A 15,533-nucleotide genomic window follows, 5' to 3' on the forward strand; every position below is an offset into this window, starting at 1 on the left:
CCATGCGGACCCATCGCGCCCCGCCGCCGGCATGCCAGCCATGCCCGCCCGGCCCCGATCCCGCATTCGCCGTAAGTAGGAAAGACATGACCGAACAGCAGAATCCGCAACAGGAAAACACCTACGGAGCCTCCTCGATCCAGATCCTGGAAGGCCTGGAGGCGGTGCGCAAGCGCCCGGGCATGTATATCGGCGACACCTCCGACGGCACCGGCCTGCACCACCTCGTGTTCGAGGTGCTGGACAACTCCATCGACGAAGCGCTGGCCGGCTACTGCACCGAGATCCAGGTCACCATCCACAGCGACAACTCGATCTCCATCGTCGACAACGGCCGCGGCATCCCGCCGCTGGTCAAGTTCGACGACAAGCACGAACCCAAGCGCAGCGCGGCGGAAATCGCCATGACCGAGTTGCACGCCGGCGGCAAGTTCAACCAGAACAGCTACAAGGTATCGGGCGGCCTGCACGGCGTGGGTGTGTCGTGCGTGAACGCGCTGTCCAAGTGGCTGCGCCTGACCGTGCGCCGCGACGGCCAGGTCCACCTGATCGAATTCGCCAAGGGCGAAGTGCAGAACCGCATCATCGAGACCGTGGAAGGCCCCGACGGCCAGCCCGTCGAAGTTTCGCCGATGAAGATCACCGGCGCCACCGACAAGCGCGGCACCGAAGTCCACTTCCTGGCGGATGAAGAAATCTTCACCAACGTCGAGTTCCACTACGAGGTGCTGTCCAAGCGCATCCGCGAACTCTCGTTCCTGAACAACGGCGTCCACATCAAGCTGGTCGACCAGCGCACCGGCAAGGAAGAAGACTTTGCCTTCTCCGGCGGCGTGAAGGGTTTTGTCGAGTACATCAACCGCGCCAAGACCACCCTGCACCCCAACATCTTCTACGCCAATGCCGAGAAAGACGGCATCGCCGTGGAAGTCGCCATGCAGTGGAACGACGGCTACAACGAGCAGGTGCTCTGCTTCACCAACAACATCCCGCAGCGGGATGGCGGCACCCACCTGACCGGCCTGCGCGCCGCGATGACCCGCGTCATCAACAAGTACATCGAAGAAAACGAGATCGCCAAGAAGGCCAAGGTAGAAACCAGCGGCGACGACATGCGCGAAGGCCTGGCCTGCGTGCTGTCCGTGAAGGTGCCCGAGCCCAAGTTCAGCTCGCAGACCAAGGACAAGCTGGTCTCGTCAGAAGTGCGCCTGCCCGTGGAAGAACTGGTCAGCAAGGCCCTGACCGACTTCCTGCTGGAAACGCCCGCCGACGCCAAGACCATCTGCGGCAAGATCGTAGACGCCGCCCGCGCCCGCGAAGCCGCCCGCAAGGCCCGCGAAATGACCCGCCGCAAGGGCGTGATGGACGGCATGGGCCTGCCCGGCAAGCTAGCCGACTGCCAGGAAAAAGACCCCGCCCAGTCCGAACTCTTCCTGGTCGAGGGCGACTCCGCGGGCGGCTCCGCCAAGCAGGGCCGCGACCGTAAGTTCCAGGCCATCCTGCCGCTCAAGGGCAAGATCCTGAACGTAGAACGCGCCCGCTTCGACAAGATGCTGTCCAGCCAGGAAGTGCTGACGCTGATCACCGCGCTGGGCACCGGCATCGGCAAGGACGACTACAACCTGGACAAGCTGCGCTACCACCGCATCATCATCATGACTGACGCGGACGTGGATGGATCGCACATCCGCACGCTGCTGCTGACGTTCTTCTATCGGCAGATGCCGGACATTATCGAGCGCGGGTATGTGTATATCGCGCAGCCGCCGCTGTACAAGATCAAGCATGGGAAGGAAGAGCGGTATATTAAGGATGATGTTGAGCTCAATGCCTACCTGCTGAAGCTGGCGATGGAGAAGGCTGTGCTGGTGCGGCCGGATGGCTCGGAGATCAATGGGGAGGCGCTGACTGAGTTGGCGCGGCAGTATCAGTTGACTGAGGGGGTGATTTCTCGCTTGTCACGGGTTGTTGATACTGATGCCCTGCGTGCGATTGCTGATGGGGTGGCGCTGGATCTGGATAGCGCGGCTGCTGCTGAGGCGTCTGCTGTGGCGTTGAAGGCCAAGTTGGCTGAGATGCATGCCAAGACGTTGATTGGGGCGGCTGTTAATGATGACGGTACGGCTGATGTCTACGCGCAGTTTGATGAGAAGACGGATAAGCATCGGTTGATGATTGCGCGGCGTCATCATGGCAACGTGCGGTTGTCGCATCTGGATGCGGATTTTGTTCATGGCGCTGACTACGCTGCCCTCTCCAATGCTGCTAAGACTTTCCAGGGTCTGACCCCGGAAGGCACCAAGGTGCAGCGTGGTGAAGGGGAAAAGCTGCGCGATCAGACTGTTAATGATTTCCACGGGGCAATGCAGTGGCTGCTTGCGGAAGCTGAGCGTGGCGTTTCGCGTCAGCGCTATAAGGGTCTTGGTGAGATGAACCCTGAGCAGCTGTTTGAGACGACGCTGGACGTTACGCAGCGGCGACTGCTGAAGGTGCAGATTGAGGATGCTATTGCTGCCGACCAAATCTTCACCACCCTTATGGGGGATGAGGTGGAGCCGCGAAGGAACTTTATTGAGAGCAATGCGTTGGTGGCGCGGAATATTGATGTTTGATTGATGTACCGACCGTTAGGGATGAAGTGCTTGCCAAGTTCTGGGCTTTTCCCTGAATGCCGCAATCCCTTGTAGGCGTGCGAAAAAGCCAACCCCAAAAGTGGGTTGGCTTTTTCTTTTCCGCTATCCGCCTTCAGTACACTCCCAGCATAATCATATGCTATTGCGTTGTGAGGGCTGGTCAATCTGCTAAAAATCAATGCCACGAATTCCGACTTAACTTGTGATAGTTGGATATTATCGCGATCTTGGTGCCGCTCAATTCTATGCTTCTGCCGAGCAGCGCAACACCAAACGTGAGTTCATTCGTGAGAATGAATCTTCGAGAAAAATGCTAAACGTGCAGCGCAAGGTAGCGGGGGAATGTGTGGGTTGCTGTGGGTCCGCCAAAGCCACGGGAGCCTTCATAGTGTAGAGGTATCGCGCAGCGCTCTTGACGGGCGTACTGTATGTGCATACAGTACCAGTGCTTGGTCACAGCCTCCCGTGGAGGCGGACGATATGACACATCAGTGTTTTGAAAGAGCGATAGGAGTGCATTTCATCACTAGATGTGCTTATAATCACATCTATGAACTCAGAGCGTATTAAAACACTTCGGCTCGGCCTTGGCCTATCGCAGACAAAGCTCGCGCAGGTGCTGGGTATTGCACCCGGAACAGTGAATAAGTGGGAAGCTGGCAAAACAAAAATCTCCGCCAAATTTGTAGCGGCTCTTGACAAGTTGGAAGTTGCGGCAAGACGCGATGCGCAGGTATTTCCCTCCGCCAATCGTGAGGTGTTTCGCCCAATTCAGTATCTTGGAAGCAAAGCTCGATTGGTGTCAACCGTCCGCACTCTGATACAGGGGATGGCATCCGCTGGTGAAACGGTGGGAGATTTATTCTGCGGTTCTGGGGTTGTGAGTCATTTTTTAAGTGGGGAGCATCCAATCATTGCTGTCGACATCCAAGGTTATTCTGAGGTGCTAGGAGTTGCTCTTCTTTCCGGAAAGCAGGAGCATTTTGAGAATGCCGATAGCGAATCCTTTTGGAATCGATATTCTGAGCTTACTTCTTACTTGGCGGCGATATATAGTCCGCTTCTGAGGTACGAGGAGCAAGCGTTGTCCGCCGCGAAGGAAGGTAATTATAGCGCACTAACGGCAATCGTTGAGTCTGGTTCCTTGGCGGCAAACGCTCAATGTCCATTGCACAATCGCCCACGAGAGCTAGTAATGGCTATGGAAGCGACATTGGCGAATGTCAGCACATCCAATCTTTTAGCATCCAGTACGACAGCGACAAACTATTTCGGTGGCCCATATTTTTCGTACTGGCAGACAATCGGTCTAGATGCCCTCTACATGACCATTGCAGAACAGCCTCGAGACATAGGGGCTTCGCTCAAGGGCGTTCTACTTAGTGTCGCTAGCGAAATTGTGAACACCGTGGGCAAGCAATTTGCGCAACCGATCAAGCTTATTAAGGCTGATGGCGGTATTCAGCCGCTATTACTTCAACGAACTCTCCGAGACAGAAATCTCAATGTCGAGGAGGTATTTCGGGCTTGGGCAAAGAAGTGGGGGAATAATTCAAATCCGAACGACTTCAGCCACCAGGTAATACGCGGCGACGTTCTGAGCTACCTAGAGAACCCAGTAGACTGCAAAGTCTACTATGCAGACCCACCATACACTATCGATCACTACAGTCGTTTCTATCATGTACTCGAAACGTTAGTGCACCGAGACGAGCCCTCGTTAGACGAAACCGTCAGACTGGGGCAGCGTCGGGTCATGCGGGGTATTTATCGGGCTGGTCGCTATCAATCTCCGTTCTGTATTCCTAGCGCCGCGGCTCAAGCATATGCCTCGATGTTTTCGCGATTGGCAAAAAAAGAGGCATCGCTTTTGCTCTCATACTCCCATTTTGAGGAAGATGAGGGGCATCGGCCAAGGCTTATGTCCATGGTGGATCTAGTTAATCTCGCTGGGAAATATTTTTCCCATGTGGAATTATATGAGCCGGATAATCACATCCATAGAAAGCTAAATGCGGCATCGCTAAATGCGAGCTCATTGGAAAATGCTGAAAAGTTCCTAATCTGTACGCATTAAGTGGGGGTGGATTACCGTGGAAAAATACATCGGAAACAAAACGGCCATCTTGCCATTGCTTCACAATTTTATTGTGGAGCGAGCTCCAAGAGCCGGCAGCATATCGGATCTCTTTGCTGGGACCACTAATGTATCTCGATATTTTCGGGCCAGGGATTTTGATGTCGCGCTAGGTGACATAAATAGATTCAGTTATGTCCTTGGCCAAGTTTATGTCGGACTGAGGGAGTACCCTAGATTCGAGGTAACAGCGAAGCGTCGTGTGGAAGAAATCCGCATGGAGCGAATTCACATCGAGTTCCTGCGAGGGGCGAAGCGGGCAAGTGGCGCATATCTTCCTTCCCATGTGTCTGCATCAGATCTGTGGAGGAGTCTCTTGCCTCTTGCACGCACTCTGGCTTATTTGCAATCGCTGGGGGAGGCCAATGCAAAGCCAGGGCCCATTACGGAATATTTTACACAGTGGGGCGAGCGAGCTTGTTTCGTAAGCCAGCGAGGGACCGCCGGTAAGAGAAACTACTTCTCGCGAGAGAATGCGCTATTTTTGGATGCGGTTCTGCCAACTATAAGGAGGTGGTGGCAAAAAGGAGAGCTTTCCCTAACGGAGGCATTCTTGCTGATGACCAGTATTCTAGAGGAGATTACGATTACTGCAAACGTCAACGGGACTTTTCATGATTTTAATCGAAATCGAATTTGGCCAAACGCCCAGCAGGACTTCTTTCTTCGGTTACCAATAACCTTTGCATCGAAGGGGCGGTTCGAGGCTGCCAATAACGATGCACTTCCATTTTCATCTGTGGTTGGACCGCATGACGTTTGCTACATCGACCCTCCTTACAATTTTCGGCAATATACCGCCTATTATCATTTGCTGAATTTCGTTGCGGCGTTTCCCTTTATGGAGGAGTTGGCGGGGTATTTGTCGAAGCTCGAGTACGTTCGTGGTCAGCAGCCTGAAGATGATTATAGTAGTGATTTTTGCTATAAGGACAGATTTGTGACTAGTCTAAGGTCCTTATTTGATAATGTCGATTCCCGCTACGTGGTTTTGAGTTATTACAGCGGGCGTAATCACTGGAATCATTGGTCCAAAGTTGACAAGCCAACAGACCAGGGGCTGCGAGAATTGCGCGCCATATTTGAGGATAGAACCATCTTCTCTGATTGCGAGGTGGTGCCGGCATTAGACGTTCGAAGGAACTATCAAAGTCGCGTCGGAGAGCAGAAGCAACTGGTAAACGAATATCTCTTTTGGGGGGTAAAGAAACGCGCTATGCGAAAAAAAGCGGTTGATTTATCTGCGCTAGGTGCAAATCGACGTTTCGGTCTTGATGATATCTTCAAGCACGTTATTTCTCCTCGCGATAAATTGCAGGACTCGATCGTTGCATTTGCGTCCGGTGAAGCGTAGGTAGTGCTGGAAGACTAGGTCTGGATTGATGGTCCATGTCTCAATCGGAGAGAATAAAGCTTTGGGACCTCGCGAAACAACTACTGATCCACCGTAGTTAAAGTCGACGACTCTCGGGTCGGGAAGCAGAAAGGCGTTTATGCGCTTCGTTCCGTCATCTGAGGGAGTGCTCTCCAGATAGAACAGCTGTTTGACAATATCGCCCCATCCGGGTTTTGAGTGCGGAAAAGGGAAGTAGTATTTCGCGTCGAGAATAAGGCGATAGCCATCTAGCTTCGTTAATACATCTGGCCTTTGCTCGCCGCCTGATAGTATCTTCTTTGCTTTTCCGTTATCGCCTCTGATGTGCCACAGTGGCTGCGCAAGCTCTTCCCCTTCCGAATCCGCATCGTGCGACGTAAAGAGCAAGCGACAAGCGTCCTCCCAGACATAGTAGAATGCTGTGGTTCCAAAGAACTGCTGAGCCTGATTACCACTTAAACCGCTCGAGATGCGAAGCAATTCCGATAATATATCCAGCAGAACCAATTGATCGGTTCGGAATGTGCGCCTACGTTCATCTTCGATTACCCGGATAAAGTACGGTGCTGCCATTGAGTTATTGATTTCACTGGTAAATGACGGGCGCAATTCAGCAAAACGTTGGGCTAGCTCCTCGGGGATCGGTACCTCATACTTTTCGAGCAAATTTCTGAGAATGGCCACTTGGAGGTCGCTGATTTCGTTCCTAATTTGTGTTCGTCTAACGGAAACCGTCTGCGCATACAAAACCCCGTTGCCAGAAATCATTGGTGTCTTTGCAGCCAAGGTACGTCTCCAGTCGTCCCTGTCGCCTACACTTCCTTTGCTGATTCGTTCGTGAGTATATATACCGTGATTTTTGTACCATTCTAGCAGCGTGTGAAGGGCGTCGAATTCTCGGAGCGGCTTTTCACTCGCAAAGTGCAGATTTTCAACAGTCTCGTCTACGGCCCTGCGGCTGGCAGACCTGCTGAAATATGTTCGCAGAATCTTTGCGATAAGCAAGAACCGCTTGTCCTGCGGATTCCAATACTTGGGTGCCCCGAAAAATATGTTTTCTCTTCCAACCACAATGCCTACAAAGCTAAGCTCGTAGCCCTGATCCGCGTTTCTGAAAATTCCGCGCTCAATCAGCGACAGAAACTCTGCGTGGTTGCAATTCAATATCTCCCGCCAGCAGGATTCAGCCTTTATCGCTCCGTCAAGTTGAACTAAGATACTCATGCTACACGGCAGGTCCAGGCGCATTTTCCGATCCCGCTTTATCTGGAACAATCAGCGGGACACTTGTGGAGGCATCAGTTTCAATGGCCGTAAGGCCCGAAAAGTCGAGTAGCAGTGGTGTGCCACTGCCGGCACTCCAGATGTCTACGACTTCGGAGAAACTGGTGGCTTGAAAAAGTTCAGTCTGACGGAACCGCAGCACGTCTTCCCAAAGATACAGAAAGAGCTTGTTGAGTATAGCGTCAGGGTCAGTAAGTTGCTTTTCCGTGAGAAAATAGGGACCTATCAACTTGTCTTCATGAATCCCAAGCTCAATCAGCTTCCGATTAATGCGTGCGCGGAAATCGTCCCATGCATAGCTTTTTTTGCCGTACTGGATCGATGATGCTTCCTTGGGATACCTACACGCTTCAGAATAACCCTTATAGACAAATTCCCACCTGCGCTTAAAGGCCGTGTCCAAGGGGAAGACGCCTTGGTCAGCACTGTTCATAGTTGCCCACAAATAGAGATTCGATGGTAGTCGGAGTTGTTGTCCAGGCTGAAGGGCTCCGTTTCTTACTAAATAGGCAGCGAGATCTGCCGGAGCTTCGATGTCGTAAGTGCTACTTCCATCGGCGGAGCGGTCCAGAAGTTGAAAAAAGTCTCCAAATACTGCCGCTGCATTACCCCGATTTAGCTCTTCAATTAGCAGAATGACGTTCTTTTCAGCGTCAGTCAATGCTTCCTTCAGTGCTAAAGAAAATGGCCCCGGGACAAACTTATAGTCGATGTATGGGCGACCATGTGTTGCCTCTGTGCCGTCGCCATTAATCAGCGCCAATGGGGGATTCGTAAGCTCATATAGTGGCGTTGGCTTATAATTTCCAACGAAGTCAAAATACGATGTCTCTGCGTGAAATTGGATGCGAAAAACTTGAGTGCCATCAAGCAATTGTGCGAGATAGTAGCTTTTGCCGGATCCTGGGCATCCTGCGACAATAAGTTGATGCCCGTGTTTCAGGGTTTTGATGGTTTTAGCTTCGAGCGGCGACGCGGCTGTTGAGCTGTGTCCGGATTTGGATAGTTGGGTATAGAAATTCTCAGAAGGGTCGATGCGCGGAAAGCTGACTCCCATTTCCAGTTTGACTTCGTGAAATGCATGTAGGAAACCAGAAATACGGAATCGAACATCGCTTTGATATTGTTGTGCCGCTTTGAGATAATCTCTTGTCGAGACTTCGATGAGCGATTCTGGCGCTGGAGCGCTCGCTAATGAAGTGGAGGCGAATTTATACGTGTCGAAAAAAGCTGTTTGTTCCTCGTTGCTCAGGCGAAATAGACGCTCGGGTTCATAGCCTGACGAGTTGATAAATTGTAAAAGCTTTAGCAAATCAAGGTCGTCGAGGATTGAAGAGACTGCGTTCGCGGGGACGGTGTCAAAAAAGGTCTGGGCGTTAAAAAATGCTGCCTTAAACGCTGTGGTGACCGCGTTCTCGCCAATGCTGAGAATGTTGCTTACCTGCTTGCGAAAGAGAGGTGTTTCTATTTCATGCCGATTTTCTCTCCACCATAACGGATCGCGTGATTTCTTCAGGCCTTCGATGATAATGTCTGCCGCTGGGGTAAGCTTCGGTTCCGCAGGGCTACCTTTTACTAGGCCGTGAATCGATAGTGTCCGAAAATAGCGATCCCTTGTCCGTTCAATATCCGCTAGAATTTTTCCGGATGACTCGATCGCCTCGATTTGGGTGGCAATTTGAATTAGCGATTTCAGTTCGCTGGAGTATAGGGACAAGTCTCGAATGGCAGGATTTCCCTTCTTCGTTCGCAGGGGCCGAGGCTCAAGAACTAATGCTAGGGTTTCTTGCTGGTCTGATGTTAGCCAAGCCATCTCTCTATGGTATCTCAGGCCTCACCCACGCGAATTTGCAATGTTCGCATTGCCGCCGCTGTGAGGAGATCGGTTTCTAAAGCGAGTATCACGCATAAAGCGCGAGACCTCTGTGGGGTACAGCAACTAGGTGCCTTGTTGTATCCTAATCGTAACTTTCGACTGAAGGTAACGTGTTTCTGCTGAGCTGGCAACCTCGTGTGCGGACACGAGCACCGCTTGGTTTGCTGTTGGCGACCTGGTTCGCGGCCAGATGCCTCGCCGGAGTCAGTTGAACAGTCGAAGCCTGAGAGCTCTCGGTGACGTGAGCCCAGGCCCCCGCATCGGTTCTCTCAGCCATTTCCTAGTTCCTGCCAAGCGATTGTGGGGCTGATTTTCCTGCCTTAATCTTTCCCCAACTTTGGCGTACGGAGGTCTTGCCCGGCTGCGTCTGCGGTTCCCCCAGCGCTTTTTCCGCCTGTCTGTCAGAATATTCTGAAAATCCGACTTCGAGGCGGGGATCAGAACATGGACGATGGCTGGAGCGATGCCGAGCTAGCTGCATCTGTTGGCGCGTACAAGAAGATGGCTCAATCTTACCTTGCGGGCCAACGCGTCAATAAAAGCGCAATCTATCGCGAGTTAGAGGGACAGTTCGGTCGTTCCGCTAAGGCATTTGAGCGCCGCATGCAGAACATCTCAGCCGTCTTACGAGATCTCGGCTCTGGTTGGGTACCCGGCTTGATGCCCGCGAAGCATGTGGGGCCGAACGTTCAACCGCGCATTGTGGCGCTACTGGATGGGTTCAAGATTCGGGATATCAATTCCACTAGGAATGCGGCAACAGCGGTCGAGGTGGGTTACTCACCGGAACTGTCGGTGCTACGGGACTGGCTAATCGCGGTCGCTCGCCATCGACGAACAGTGACCCCCCTAGACACCATGGCGGCATTCGGTATGAGCCAATTGGAGTTGCATCGCGCGATCGAGGTCCTGGGGCGGGAGTCGCGAAAGCTTCGTGAGCCGATCATCACGGCGTTGCTCGTAAAGCCAGAAGATGGTCAGTGCGTTGTCGACCTTGTGTCAGAGTTCGGCGTTAAGAGCAACGACGGAGAGCGACGGCGTTTATATGCCTACTGGAAACGGACCGAGATACAGCCTGCCCCAGAATCTGCCGCTCCCGTGCGGGATCTTAAGTCGAGGGCTGCTCAATTTGTCAGTGTCGAAGTTCGCCCGGATCAGGCGGTCTTCCGACGCCGTATCTTTGAAGCTTGTCAAGGAAGGTGCGTCGTTAGTGGTTGTGATGTGGTGAGAGCTCTTGACGCGGCGCATTTGAGAGGCAGAAATTGGCGTTTGGGCCACAACGACGTGACCGATGGCGTGCTCCTCCGCAAGGACCTGCATGCGCTCTACGACTGCCGGCTTCTATGGTTCACCGATGATGGACACGTTGGTCTGCATCCGACCGTGCGAGATTGCTATCGCGAATACGACGGTGTCGGTATTCGACTGCCAGCAGTCTGAGATCGAGAGAAGTCGCCGTTGACCCCATACTTTGACGATACTATGCAGCCATAGACTGTCAGCGAATACGCGCCGCGCAGACGCTACCAAGCAGCCGAGGAATTCAATTGTCACAACAAGAACAAAAGGTAGTGGCGGGCGTTGGCGCCAAGGGAATCCAAACAGCAGGCTCGGATGCCTTTGCCCTGGACGCATTAATGGCAGATCTTCTTCAGATGAGGCTTGAGGGCTTTATCGAGGGCAACGAAGAGATCTCCCAAGTGCGAGCCTTGTCCAAGGTGATCGGAATTGGCGCACTCGCGCTGGGATGGGTGGCGAACACCGCCACTACGCTCCTCAATATTCCGATATCCAACTATGCGACGCTGGGCCTGTTGTTGGTGGGAGTAGTCGCCACTGTGATCGCATCTATTTCCAGCGCGAAAAGCACGATCCGGGAATGGAAAACGATGGAAACGGATGTGCTTCGTGATGTCGGGAAAAATATGGCTCGCTGGTACGAAACCATTCGCAGTGTTCGCCGTGTCTATACCCGAAAGCAAATCAGGTTCGCGGAAGACTATTTTGCCGCGGTTGCAGCCGACGCGCGGTTACGCGTTGCAATGTTCGTTGGCGCCCTCGAGAAGGTAGGGCTGATTCCCTTGTTGGGAACCGTTGTTGTGACGATGGCAAAGTCCACAGGTAGCGATCCATTCTCGCTGTTCCTTTGGTACACAGCCGCGGCTGTAGCGGGCATCTTCTATGTGATTGCCTTGAGGTTCATTGAGATCGCCCTCGCGCTAGAGCGGTTCACTGTCATTCTTAGGCATGCGGGAGAAGTGGACGAAAAACTATAGCTGCGAGCCGGCCGCCAGACGCCGCCACAGGTAGCAATTGGCGTGCAATCGGACACATTGTTGTCAAGCAGATCGCCAAAATTTGAGAGTTCGCGCATAGCTCCGCGAGGGTTGTCCTGCGAGACTGGTAGCGTCACCAACACAATGGTCGACCAGGTTTGACAGCCTGAATCCATGCAAGCCGGACGAGCCACGAGGCGGTATCCTCTCGTCTTTCGCCTATGCGCACCCTTACGGGCGGGCAGTGGCGGGGGAGCCCCCGGGGCTCGCCGGTCCTTGCATCCGGTCTGTCAACCCTGCTCCGTGCTCGCCCACCCGATTGACAGCGGACGGCGGGCCTCTATCACCGATGCAAGGAGGTTCGCAATGCAACCCACCACCCCAGCTCCCCAAGAGCCCACCCTCGCCCAAAAACAAGCCCAGCTAGCCGAAAACCTGGCCAAAGTCGACCGCGCCCAATTCCGCCGCCGCGCCAAGGCTGCCCCACCGCAAACCAGCAAAGCCGTCACCCTCGAGGACCACATCCTCGAAGTCAGCGACGACCTTCTACGCGTCAGCGCAGGCTTCCAGTCAGTCCTGACCTTGCTGGACCTGCAGGCCGGCGATACCCCTGACAGCATCGGCCTGCACGCCCTGATTGCGCCGCTCAAACGGCAGATCGACCGGTGCGCTGATCGCCTGCAGGCGCTTGCTTGACGAGGGACAGGCCTGCGCAATGCAGGCCTGACAGTAAAACGGCGCGAGCTGGTCTCGCGCCGTTCTGGTTGTGGCCTGGAGGTTGTGCTGAAGTTGATGTTTCGATGTCCAGTCAAGCTCAAGCCCCGACCACCGAAACCTACTGAAAGGCGCCGCTCGCCTCAAGTCACCGCACTCACAAACGCCTCAAACGCCCTAGCCTCCACCGGCGGACAAAAGAAGTGCCCTTGCCCGTAATCGCACCCGGCCGCCACCAAAATGTCCCGCTGCGACTCCGTCTCCACACCCTCCGCAATCACCCGTATGCGCAGCGCATGCGCCATGCTGATAATGGCGTGGCACAATGCCACGTCGTCCGGCCCCCGCGTCAGCGAGCGGATGAAGGACTGGTCGATCTTGATGTAGTCAATGTCCAGGCGCCGCAGGTACGACAAGGACGAGTAACCGGTGCCGAAGTCGTCGAGCGCGATCTCGATGCCGGCCGCCTGGAAGCGGGAGAGCTGGTCCATGACATCGGCGTTCTGCTCCATCAGCGAGCCTTCGGTGATCTCGATGACAAGGCTGCCCACCGGCACGTTCCTGCGCTCGATCATGCTGGACCAGGACTCGGGCCCGCTCGCAGGGGCGCTAAACTCCACGGGTGATTTGTTGACCGAGATCTGGAAGTCCTTGCCCAGCATCACCTGCCAGCGCGCAAGCTGGTCCAGCGCTTCGGTCAGCACCCAGCGGCCGATGTCGATGATGAGGCCGGATTCTTCCGCAACGGCAATGAAATCGGCCGGACGGATCGGCCCGCGCACCGGATGGTCCCAGCGGATCAGGGCCTCGGCCTTGCAGACCTTGCCGGTGCGCAGATCGACAATGGGCTGGTAGTGCAGCGCGAACTGCCCGGATGCCAGCGCCGTGCGCAGGTCCTGCGTGATGCGCAGGCGCTCCCGCTCCACCTGCAGCAGCGCCTGCGAGAAGACCTTCCAGCGATTGCGGCCCTCAGCCTTGGCGGCAAACATCGCCTGGTCGGCGCACACCAGCAGGGCCTCGGCGTTGTCGGCGTCCCTGGGCCAGGTCGCCACGCCGATGCTGGCCGACACCACCACCAGCTCGCCGGCCAGGCGGTAAGGCGCGGCAATCCGCTGCAGGATCGCCTGGGCAATGTCCCCGGCAACGCCGGCGTCGCCCACCGCGGGCAGGATCACGGTGAACTCGTCGCCGGCCAGCCGCGCCACGGTATCTGTCGCGCGCACCGATGCCGCAATGCGCCGCGCCGCCTCCAGCAGCAACTGGTCGCCCTGGTCGTGGCCGAGGGTATCGTTCACCTCCTTGAAGCGATCCAGGTCGATGAACAGCAGCGTCACCGCATCCTGCGTGCCGCGCGAACGCCCGATCTCCTGCTCCAGCCGGTCGAAGAACAGGCGGCGGTTGGGCAGGTCCGTGAGCGCATCGAAATTGGCCTGGTGCCGGATCACTTCCTCCGCCTGGCGCTTCTCGGTCATGTCATGGATCAGCGCAACGCGGCAGCGTTCGCCATACGCGTGGGCCAGGTAGGTATCCACGGTCAGGTAGGCGGGAAACTCGCTGCCGTCCTTGCGGCGGATGAAGAGTTCGCCGCTCCAGCTTCCCTTGTTTGCCACGGTGGCCCGCAGGCGATCGACCAGCCCCGCCGCATTGCCCGCCCCGCTGACGCTGTAGCCCGGGCGGCCCCTGATCTCCGCGGCGGTATAACCGGTGGCGGCGGCAAAGGCCGGATTCACGTCGATGACGGTGCCATCGAGCGACGTCACCATCATGGCCTCGCTGCTGGACGAATAGACCAGCGAAGCCAGCCGCATTTCCTCCATATGGCGCTGTCGCTCCGCCATGGAGCGGCGCAGGCTGTAGTACAGCAGGGCAAGCAGCAGCGTGGAAGCCATGGCACCGGCCAGGGCCACGCGGCGATAGACCTCGTAGGGCGCCAGCACCAGGCTGACCGCCTCGCCCGCCACGAAATTGAGCCCGTACTCCGGCAAACGGTAATAGCCGAAGACCCGCTCCACGCCTTCGGAACCCGACACCGCCCGATAACTACCGGTCGCGGGCGACCCGCTGGCGAGGTACGGCCTGTTGCTGACCGCCCTGGCCAGCGTGCCCTCCAGCGCCGGCACGCGCGCAAGGACCATTCCGGAAGTCTTGATGACCGAGGCCACCTCGCCATCGCGTTCAGTGAAGGTCTGCGCAAAGCTGGCGAACTGCTCCGGACTGACCGAGACCACGATGACCCCGTCGAAGCTGCCGGCGCGCAGGATGGGGCGCGTGAACTGGATCGACCATTTGCCCGAGACCTTGCCCTTCACCGGGTCGCTGATAAACAGCATGTCGCGCCCGCCCGCGTTCTGATGGACCCGGAAATGCTCGCGCCCGCTCAGGTCGACCTTCTGGCCGGGCGCGGGCCCGGCGATGGACGAGTAGATGAGCAGGCCATGCTTGTCGATCACCGACACCTGGAACGACAGGTCCACCACCAGGTTCTGCCGCTCACGCACCATGTCGATGAACCCAGGCTGGCTGACCAGCCAACTGGCCCGCAGGTCCAGCAGGAACTCGGACAGTCGCAGGATGCTGGATTTGGAGTACGCGCCGAACGCCTGGGCCTGCGCCTGGGTACGCTTCGCGGCGTCGTGCAGCAAGCGATCCCGCTCGCTCACGAGCTGATACGCCGCGAACGCCCATGTTGCGATCAGCCACGCAGCCGCCGCCAGGTTCAACGGGGAAAAGGCCCGTCGCAGGCGCTGCAGCGCCTTGTCATAGCGGGTGGTCGGGCGTTCTGGCATCAAATGGGTATCGCAGCGCAGCGAATGATTGGCAGCCATAGCAGGCTAGTCGAGGTCAGCGGGCCCGACAAGTAGCACGCACTTTAGTCCCGTGCTCACCGCGGAGCCGGGGCCGGCTTGCGCCGAAAGCGTAACGTCTTGATTTTGCCCCGCTCGCGACTGCGAAGGGCGGGGTCATTATGGAAACCTATGTGCCATTCCGGCTGATTGACGCCCCCCAAAGGGGCTAAGGCATTTTAGCGGCAGACATCGTGGCACCGCATTCTTGCCCGCGCAGGCGAACATCAGGCATCCTTTACGGCCGTGGAACCCGCGAAAGACGTGGGCCTCATTCTCGCAATTGGTGGAGGATGTGCGGCTCGACACAACGGACGCAGAAGCCTCGATACTCCCTCAACACCCATCCGCTGATCGCAGAACGGCGCGAGCCGTCTGGCCTCGCGCCGTTCTGG

9 protein-coding genes are annotated in these 15,533 nt (G+C 56.0%); 6 read left to right on the forward strand and 3 right to left on the reverse strand.

The window, feature by feature from the left end:
* The first annotated feature begins 86 nt into the window (after positions 1 to 86).
* From gyrB to MKD38_RS14305, 3 genes are all read left to right on the forward strand, one after another.
* Entirely contained in the window at positions 87 to 2,612 is a 2,526-nt protein-coding gene (gyrB, locus tag MKD38_RS14295) for a DNA topoisomerase (ATP-hydrolyzing) subunit B (RefSeq protein ID WP_252677734.1), read from the forward strand.
* A gap of 571 nt (positions 2,613 to 3,183) precedes the next feature.
* Positions 3,184 to 4,710 (forward strand): DNA adenine methylase, encoded by a 1,527-nt coding sequence (locus MKD38_RS14300; RefSeq protein ID WP_252677736.1) that lies wholly within the window; start codon positions 3,184 to 3,186, stop codon positions 4,708 to 4,710.
* A gap of 16 nt (positions 4,711 to 4,726) precedes the next feature.
* Entirely contained in the window at positions 4,727 to 6,124 is a 1,398-nt protein-coding gene (locus MKD38_RS14305; RefSeq protein WP_252677738.1) for a DNA adenine methylase, read from the forward strand.
* On the opposite strand, the gene MKD38_RS14310 is transcribed toward MKD38_RS14305, so the two are convergent.
* Both MKD38_RS14310 and MKD38_RS14315 read right to left on the reverse strand, forming a co-directional pair.
* The gene (locus MKD38_RS14310; RefSeq protein WP_252677739.1) at positions 6,017 to 7,393 is read right to left on the reverse strand and encodes an LlaJI family restriction endonuclease; all 1,377 of its coding nucleotides are present in this window, start codon (positions 7,391 to 7,393) and stop codon (positions 6,017 to 6,019) included. The genes MKD38_RS14305 and MKD38_RS14310 overlap by 108 nt on opposite strands.
* Entirely contained in the window at positions 7,371 to 9,242 is a 1,872-nt protein-coding gene (locus MKD38_RS14315) for an AAA family ATPase (protein ID WP_252677742.1), read from the reverse strand. Before MKD38_RS14315 ends, MKD38_RS14310 begins: the two co-directional genes overlap by 23 nt.
* A 507-nt stretch (positions 9,243 to 9,749) precedes the next feature.
* On the opposite strand from MKD38_RS14315, the gene MKD38_RS14320 reads away from it, so the two are divergent.
* The 3 genes from MKD38_RS14320 to MKD38_RS14330 all read left to right on the forward strand — a co-directional run bounded on the left by MKD38_RS14320 (position 9,750) and on the right by MKD38_RS14330 (position 12,277).
* Entirely contained in the window at positions 9,750 to 10,745 is a 996-nt protein-coding gene (locus MKD38_RS14320; RefSeq protein WP_252677744.1) for an HNH endonuclease signature motif containing protein, read from the forward strand.
* Positions 10,746 to 10,852: 107 nt separating this feature from the next.
* Entirely contained in the window at positions 10,853 to 11,581 is a 729-nt protein-coding gene (locus tag MKD38_RS14325; RefSeq protein ID WP_252677746.1) for a hypothetical protein, read from the forward strand.
* 366 nt (positions 11,582 to 11,947) lie between these two features.
* Positions 11,948 to 12,277 carry a DUF1484 family protein gene (locus MKD38_RS14330; protein ID WP_252677748.1) on the forward strand — a complete coding sequence of 110 codons (330 nt, stop codon included), beginning with the start codon at positions 11,948 to 11,950 and terminating at the stop codon, positions 12,275 to 12,277.
* 161 nt (positions 12,278 to 12,438) lie between these two features.
* Here MKD38_RS14330 and MKD38_RS14335 read toward each other — a convergent pair whose 3' ends face one another.
* Complete coding sequence (locus MKD38_RS14335; RefSeq protein ID WP_252677750.1) at positions 12,439 to 15,081, reverse strand: bifunctional diguanylate cyclase/phosphodiesterase; 2,643 nt, start codon at positions 15,079 to 15,081, stop codon at positions 12,439 to 12,441.
* Between the last annotated feature and the right edge of the window lie 452 nt (positions 15,082 to 15,533).

This window comes from Cupriavidus sp. WGlv3 (genome assembly GCF_023952475.1).
In the GTDB taxonomy this organism is placed as follows: Bacteria; Pseudomonadota; Gammaproteobacteria; order Burkholderiales; family Burkholderiaceae; genus Cupriavidus; species Cupriavidus phytorum.